At 58.8% G+C, this 6,886-nt stretch carries 7 protein-coding genes; 5 read left to right on the top strand and 2 right to left on the bottom strand.

Features of this window, described 5'->3' with window-relative positions; translation table 11 throughout:
* Positions 1-220 precede the first annotated feature (220 nt).
* Entirely contained in the window at positions 221-1,282 is a 1,062-nt protein-coding gene (locus EN879_RS18905) for an NAD(P)-dependent oxidoreductase (protein WP_063170847.1), read from the top strand.
* 14 nt (positions 1,283-1,296) lie between these two features.
* Positions 1,297-2,607, top strand: coding sequence for a DUF4910 domain-containing protein (locus EN879_RS18900; protein WP_063170900.1), 1,311 nt, complete (start codon positions 1,297-1,299; stop codon positions 2,605-2,607).
* Here EN879_RS18900 and rfbC read toward each other — a convergent pair.
* Positions 2,602-3,153 carry a dTDP-4-dehydrorhamnose 3,5-epimerase gene (gene rfbC, locus EN879_RS18895; RefSeq protein WP_024505404.1) on the bottom strand — a complete coding sequence of 184 codons (552 nt, stop codon included), beginning with the start codon at positions 3,151-3,153 and terminating at the stop codon, positions 2,602-2,604. The two genes, EN879_RS18900 and rfbC, sit on opposite strands and share 6 nt — an antisense overlap.
* 323 nt (positions 3,154-3,476) lie before the next feature.
* Between rfbC and EN879_RS18890 the strand changes: the two genes are divergently transcribed.
* The 3 genes from EN879_RS18890 to EN879_RS18880 are packed head-to-tail and all read left to right on the top strand — an operon-like array spanning position 3,477 to position 6,234.
* Positions 3,477-4,772: a class I SAM-dependent methyltransferase gene (locus tag EN879_RS18890; RefSeq protein ID WP_063170846.1), complete on the top strand. Its 1,296-nt coding sequence runs from the start codon at positions 3,477-3,479 to the stop codon at positions 4,770-4,772.
* On the top strand, positions 4,769-5,584 hold the full coding sequence (locus EN879_RS18885) for a sugar phosphate nucleotidyltransferase (protein WP_063170845.1): 816 nt from the start codon (positions 4,769-4,771) through the stop codon (positions 5,582-5,584). The genes EN879_RS18890 and EN879_RS18885 overlap by 4 nt, the downstream gene beginning before the upstream one ends.
* Positions 5,581-6,234: a PIG-L deacetylase family protein gene (locus EN879_RS18880; RefSeq protein ID WP_063170844.1), complete on the top strand. Its 654-nt coding sequence runs from the start codon at positions 5,581-5,583 to the stop codon at positions 6,232-6,234. Before EN879_RS18885 ends, EN879_RS18880 begins: the two co-directional genes overlap by 4 nt.
* A 332-nt stretch (positions 6,235-6,566) precedes the next feature.
* Here EN879_RS18880 and EN879_RS18875 read toward each other — a convergent pair.
* The coding region (locus EN879_RS18875; RefSeq protein WP_164774461.1) for a response regulator transcription factor at positions 6,567-6,886 on the bottom strand (320 nt) is incomplete at its 5' end.

Here is a 6,886-nt window from a genome sequence, read left to right as displayed (position 1 = left end):
AGTCTCGGATCGGGAATGCTGATGACGAGGCCGATGGAAGCATCAGCGACGGTGATCAGAAGAAAATCCTCCGAAAGGATTAGGCTCGGACCACCCGAAAGGTGCACTGGCGGCAAAGGCTTCGTCCAACAGGGCATCCTGATCGCCTATTGGCGTTCTCCCTCACTGTTTTCAGCCCAAGTAGCCTTCTGGCGATCACTATCGGCTTGAGAGGTGCGCGATGAAAGTCATGGTAACCGGCCATCAAGGCTATATCGGCTCGGTGATGGTGCCGATGCTGTTGCGTGCAGGGCACTCAGTGACGGGCTATGACAGCGATCTCTACCGGCGCTGCACCTTTACAGCAGGGGGCCAGCGGGCTTCAATTGCTTCAATCCAAAAAGACGTCAGGGACGTAGATGCGCGCGACCTCGAAGGGGTCGATGCCGTCATCCACCTGGCGGCTCTTTCCAATGATCCGCTGTCCGACCTTGATCCGGACATCACTTACGAAATCAACCACAAGGGCAGCGTCCGCTTCGCGAAGGCGGCCAAGGACGCCGGCGTGTCGCGCTTCCTGTTCGCCTCATCATGCAGCAATTACGGACAGGCCGGCGACGGGATGGTGGACGAAACGGGCGAACTGAAGCCGGTCACGCCCTACGGCTGGTCCAAGGTGCTTTCCGAACGGGACATTTCTGAACTGGCCGACAGCAGCTTCTCTCCCACCTATTTCCGTCCCGCCACGGCCTATGGCCTCTCTCCCCGGCTCCGCTTCGACATCGTGCTGAACAATCTCGTGGCCTGGGCGGTCACCAAGGGCGTCATCCTGCTGAAATCCGATGGAACGCCGTGGCGGCCGATCGTCCATATCGAGGACATTTCCAGGGCGTTCATTGCCGGGCTGGAAGCGCCCCGCGAGACCATTCACAACGAGGCCTTCAATGTGGGGCAGACGGGCCACAACTACAGGATCCGCGACATCGCCGAGATTGTCGCCGAGGTCGTGCCGGGCTGCCGGCTTGAGTTCGCGTCCGATGCCGGACCCGACAAGCGCTCCTATCGCGTTAACTTCGACAAGATCGCGCTTGCCCTTCCTGCCTTCAAGCCGCAATGGGATGCGCGCAAAGGGGCCGAGCAGCTCTATCATGCCTACCGAAAGTCGAATGTCACTCTCGACGAATTCGAGGGGCCGCGCTTCCAGCGTATCGGCCACATCCGGTATCTTTTGGCCAACGGACTTCTGGACGGTCGGATGCGGGTCGCCGAAGCCTCGAAAAGACTGGAGGTAGCGGCGGGATAAGCGGTGTGGAACAGGTGAATCCCGGCGGACTCGGCTCGCCGCCAGCGTCCGTCAGCCTCGGCCAGGAAATCTATGCCTTGGCCGAACGTCTGTTTCCGATCTGCAGGAGCATCACCGGAGATGGTGTGCGACAAACGCTGGACGTCTTGTCGGGGCACATCGATTTGGAACGGCATGAAGTGCCGACCGGGACACAGGTTTTCGATTGGACCATTCCCAAGGAATGGAACATCCGCTCGGCAAGCATCACAGGCCCGGACGGACAAACGGTCGTGGATTTCGCTGACTCCAACCTGCACATCGTCAACTACAGCGTACCCTTCAAGGGGATACTGCCGCTCGAAGAATTGAGGCCGCATATCCATACGCTGCCGGAACAACCGAAGGTGATTCCCTACCGCACTTCCTATTACACCCCGACATGGGGCTTCTGCGCAGCCCATGACCGTGTGGCCAACATGCCCGACGGTCTCTATCGGGTGGAGATCGATGCCGAATTCAAAGACGGCAGCCTCGCCTACGGAGAATACCTGCACCGCGGGCAAACAGAACGGGAATTCCTGCTTTCGGCGCACATTTGCCATCCCTCACTCGCCAACGACAACTGTTCGGGCCTGGCCCTGCTGGCAGCGCTCGCAAGAAGCCTGAAGGCAAGGGAAACACGATACAGCTATCGCTTCCTGTTCGCCCCGGGCACCATCGGCGCGCTCGCGTGGCTGTCGCGCAACGAGGACCGGACATGTCTCATCGACCATGGTCTGGTGCTGTCATGCGTTGGTGACGCAGGAAGCCCGGCATACAAGCGCAGCCGCCGCGGTGACGCGCTCGTCGATCGCGCCATGGCACACGTGCTCGGGCGTCTAGCTGGGGCAAAGATGCTGGATTTCTCCCCTTACGGTTATGACGAGAGGCAATATTGCTCGCCGGGCTTCGATCTTCCGGTCGGCATGTTCCAGCGGAGCGTCCACGGCACATTCCCCGAATACCACACGTCGGCCGACAATCTTGACTTCATCAGGCCGGAGCATCTCGAGGATTCCTTCCGCATCCTGACGGACGTAATCGACATCATCGAAGAGGACTGGACGCCGTTGAACCTCTTGCCTAAAGGCGAACCGCAACTCGGCAAGCGCGGCCTCTATGCAGCCCTGGGAGGGCAGAAGTCGTCGGGCGCAACGTCGATGTCGCTGCTTTGGGTGCTAAACCTTGCCGACGGGCAGCATTCGCTTCTGAGCATGGCGGAGCGTTCGAACCTGCCGTTCAAGGAACTCGCCGCCGCCGCCAGACTGTTATTGGGACATGGTCTTTTGGCAGCAGCCTCATGAGGCCGAGGCGCCGGTTCGCCGTCTGACAAGGGGCCAGGACTTGTCCCTTTCCGACATTGCTGTCGGCATCAATGGCCAGCGGATCGAAAAGGCCGGGTCATTGTAGAGGACGCCCGTCGACGCGTGGGGCGCATAGAACTGCGATATGAGATAAGAGACCTCGGTGCCGTCCGTAAGGGTCTGCAGGCCGTGCGCGAATCCGGCGGGGATATAGACCTGCTTCATGTTCTCGGATGTCAGCTCGAAGCCAAGCCACTTGTAGCGTGTCGGTGAATTCGGGCGCAGGTCCACGACGACATCAAAAATAGCGCCGCGGACACAGGAGACCAGCTTGACCTCGGCGTAAGGCTCCTCTTGGTAGTGTAGCCCCCTGAGAGTTCCCTTTTGGACCGAACAGGACCGGCTGTGCTGGACAAATCGGGTCGCCAGACCGCAATCCGCCATCTCCTTTTCGCAGAAAAGACGGGTGAAAAAACCACGGTCGTCAACCATCAGTGTAGGCTCGATCAGCCAGACACCTTGAAGCTCCGTTTCGGTAAACAGCATGCACTTGGATCCCCCGTGCCGAGCAAGACCGGCGCGGCAATTGTCAGCGTCGCCAGCCGACGCTGGAAGGGCTACCTAAGCCTTAGGTGGCCTCTTCGATAGCGGTATATCCGGATGACGGCTTTACCCGTTCGGCGGGCCTCGCGCCGGCATTGCCGCCGCCCGCTCGCTATTAGGATTAAGGCACCCGACGGATTGGCAAATCGAACCAGGGGGGGCTGTATCCTAACCTGTGGCCATCTGCCTGCGGAGGCGCGGCAGGCATCGGTTCTGCGTAGCGCACCGCGTCTCCGTTTTCTAACCAGCAGACAGGAGCAGGGGGAATGAACATTCAGGCAGTCGAAATCGTCCGCGATCATAGTGCGGCAAGCCGGAATGTCGGCTGCAGGCTCTGCGGGTCGCGCCTGCGCCACACCCTGGTCGATCTTGGCATGTCGCCGCCGTGCGAGAGGTTCCTGCAGCCCGACCAGCTCGACCAGATGGAACCTTACTACCCGCTCAACGTGCTTGTCTGCGACACGTGCTATCTGGTGCAGCTCAAGGAGTATATGAGCCCAGAGACCATCTTCAGCGAATACGCCTACTTCTCTTCGTTCTCGACCAGCTGGGTGGCTCATTCGAAACTTTATTGCGAGACGATCACACGACGCCTTGGGCTTGGCCCTGACAGCCTTGCGGTGGAACTCGCAAGTAATGACGGTTACTTGCTGCAGCATTTTCTGCCACTCGGCGTTCCTGTGTTGGGCGTCGAGCCGGCAGCCAATGTCGCGCGCGCCGCGATCGAGAAGGGGGTGGCCACCTGGGTCGACTTCTTCGGCGTCCGGCTGGCAAATCAAATGGTGGGCGAAGGACTTCGCGCGGACCTCATCATTGGCAACAACGTCCTGGCGCAGGTGCCAGACCTCAACGACTTCGTCGCCGGGGTGGCGATCCTGCTCAAACCGGAGGGCATGGTCACTCTCGAATTCCCACACATCGAGCGGCTGATGGCGGAGAACCAGTTCGACACCATCTACCACGAGCATTTTTCGTATTTCTCACTGTTGACGGTCGACCTGATGGCGGCCCGTCACGGGCTGCGGCTGATCGATGTCGAGGAACTTCCCACCCACGGTGGGTCGCTGCGGGTCTATCTCTGCCACGAAGGCAGTGCCTGGCCGAGGAAGGACAGCATCGCCCAATTGCTCGAGCGCGAAACCAGGCATGGGCTTGGAGAGATGTCGACCTACGCCTCTTTCGGCTACAAGGCGCAGCGCGCGAAGCGTGATCTCTTGGCATTCCTGATTTCGGCCAAGGAAGAGGGCAAGACGATTTGCGGTTACGGCGCGCCTGGCAAGGGAAACACGCTGCTGAACTACTGCGCCATCGGCACCGACTTCCTGGATTTCACAGTGGACCGCAACCCGTACAAGCACGGGCGTTATACACCTGGAATGCACATCCCGATCAAGCCCGTCGACGAAATCGACGAGGCTAAGCCAGACTACATCCTCATCCTTCCGTGGAATCTGAAGGACGAGATCATTCAGCAGATGCGCCATGTCGCCGCTTGGAACGCGAAATTCGTAGTGCCGATTCCTTTCGTGACCGTAATCGATCCGTCGGAGTACGAGAAATGAAAGTCATTCTTTTCTGTGGCGGTCGCGGGACCCGCATTCGCGACTATTCCGAAAGCATCCCAAAGCCGATGATACCGCTCGGCCACCAGCCGATCCTGCGCCATGTCATGCAATGGTACAGTGACTATGGGCATGACGAGTTCGTGTTGTGTCTGGGCTACAAGGCCAACGTGATCAAAGACTTTTTCTTGAACACCCGGCCGCAAACGTTTTCCGATTGCGTGGTTACGCGAGGAGGCCAGGACGTCAAGCTCCTCGGCGACACAATCAAGGACTGGAGCATCACTCTGCTCGATACCGGTATTTGGCGCAGCATTGGAGAGCGCCTGTGGGCTGCGCAGGATCACGTCAGGAACGAGAAGATGTTCCTGGCCAACTATTCCGACGGCCTGACCGATGTCGACTTGGACGACATGATCAGAAAATTCGAGGCCAGCGGCAAGATCGGCTGCTTTCTGGCAGTGCACGCGCCGCTGACTTACCATTTGGCCGACATCGCGGAAGATGGCCGCGTGCGCGAGTTTCGTGCGGCCGAGACATCGGAGATCTGGATCAATGGCGGCTACTTTATATTCCGTCCGGAAATTTTCAACTACATGCGCGACGGCGAGGAACTCGTTGTCGAGCCGTTCAAGCGTCTGATCGATGACAACATGCTGATGGCGTACAAGCACGAGGGTTTCTGGCGTTCAATGGACACGCTGCGCGATTGGCAATCACTCGAAGACATGGTCGAAAAGGGCGACATGCCCTGGAGTATGATAGCCACCGCCGAGAAGAATAGGCGTAGTATGGGGTTGGCCGCATCATGAAGGGGCTTGGTCTCGCGCGTGGCGGCGAGGAACTCTCGATTCTGTGCGTCGGGGCCCATTCCGACGACATTGAGATCGGCGCGGGAGGCACAATCCTCAGTCTGATCGCGTCGGAGGTCAAACTTCACGTCCACTGGTGCGTCTTAAGCGCCGGCGGCCAGCGGTCGGCCGAAGCCAGGGCTTCGGCCGAAGCCTTCCTCGAAGGATCCCATTCGTCCACGATCGACGTTGCGGATTTTGAAGACGGCTATTTCCCAGTTCACAGCCGATCGATAAAGCATTGGCTGATGGACGTAAGATCAAGGGTTCATCCCGACGTGATATTAACCCATGCCAGGTTCGACGCCCATCAGGACCATAGGGAGGTCAACCAACTGACCTGGAACGTTTTCCGCGATCACCTTGTGCTCGAATACGAGATTCCGAAATGGGACGGCGATCTTTGCCAACCCAATGCGTATGTGCCGATTGCAGCCCACGTGCTGGAACGCAAGATCCAACTCCTTCACGAGCACTTCGGGACACAGCGCTCAAAGGACTGGTTCGATCGGGAGACATTCGCCGGGCTTGCGCGGTTGCGTGGAATGGAATGCCGGGCACCCGAGCACTTTGCGGAGGCCTTCACGCTTAGGAAGGTCAAAATATTGTAGCGATAGCCCTCCGGGGTCGCTGTCGCAAGGATTGGTCCCCCAGGACGGCACGACCAGTTCCACGAGAGAGCAGTAACCTGGTCCTCGCCATTGACGAAGTGTCACTTCCGGCTGGTTGCTGGACAGTGAGGCAGGAGTGCTTTGGACGCCTCGCAATGGTTAGTCTTTAGGAACAGGACATATGGGAGCTGGCTATATGCGGGGCGTCCACCACGGGTGTCCAGCGGGACGGAGGTCCCTCAATTGTGCAGCAATCATCCCCCAGATCAGACGCTACGCGAGAGCAAAACGGCCCGCACGATTTAACCAAAGTTAGCGTCTCATTTGCTTCGTCACTCCACAGCCAGAGATCCTTCGGCGAAGAGATCGTTGACCTTGTAAGCGACTTCCGTCCGGTTGGTCGCCTTAAGCTTTTTCATGATGTTGCGGATGTGCACCTTCACGGTGCTTTCTCTCAGGTTCAGCTCATAGGCGATGATCTTGTTCGCCTTGCCGCGTCGGAGCGCCTGGGCGACCTCAGCCTGTCTGAGCGTGAACATGCCTGTCAAAGGTGTTTCAAGGCTGCCTGAATCTATCAGGTGCCGCATGGACAGGACACTACTTGCAGGAACGAAAATGCCTCCTGCCACCGCAAGATTGATCGCCTCGACAC

Source organism: Mesorhizobium sp. M7A.F.Ca.AU.002.02.1.1, assembly GCF_003998535.1.
In the GTDB taxonomy this organism is placed as follows: Bacteria; Pseudomonadota; Alphaproteobacteria; order Rhizobiales; family Rhizobiaceae; genus Mesorhizobium; species Mesorhizobium ciceri.
The sequence above is the reverse complement of the archived record's forward strand: the minus strand, read 5'-3'. Positions and strand labels throughout refer to the sequence as shown.

What these genes read in the sequence shown, in the direction of transcription:
- EN879_RS18885 (WP_063170845.1), top strand. Translation starts at nt 4,769, where the DNA reads ATGAAAGTCATTCTTTTCTGTGGCGGTCGCGGGACCCGCATTCGCGAC.
- EN879_RS18880 (WP_063170844.1), top strand. Translation starts at nt 5,581, where the DNA reads ATGAAGGGGCTTGGTCTCGCGCGTGGCGGCGAGGAACTCTCGATTCTG.
- EN879_RS18905 (WP_063170847.1), top strand. Translation starts at nt 221, where the DNA reads ATGAAAGTCATGGTAACCGGCCATCAAGGCTATATCGGCTCGGTGATG.
- rfbC (WP_024505404.1), bottom strand. Translation starts at nt 3,153, where the DNA reads ATGCTGTTTACCGAAACGGAGCTTCAAGGTGTCTGGCTGATCGAGCCT.
- EN879_RS18890 (WP_063170846.1), top strand. Translation starts at nt 3,477, where the DNA reads ATGAACATTCAGGCAGTCGAAATCGTCCGCGATCATAGTGCGGCAAGC.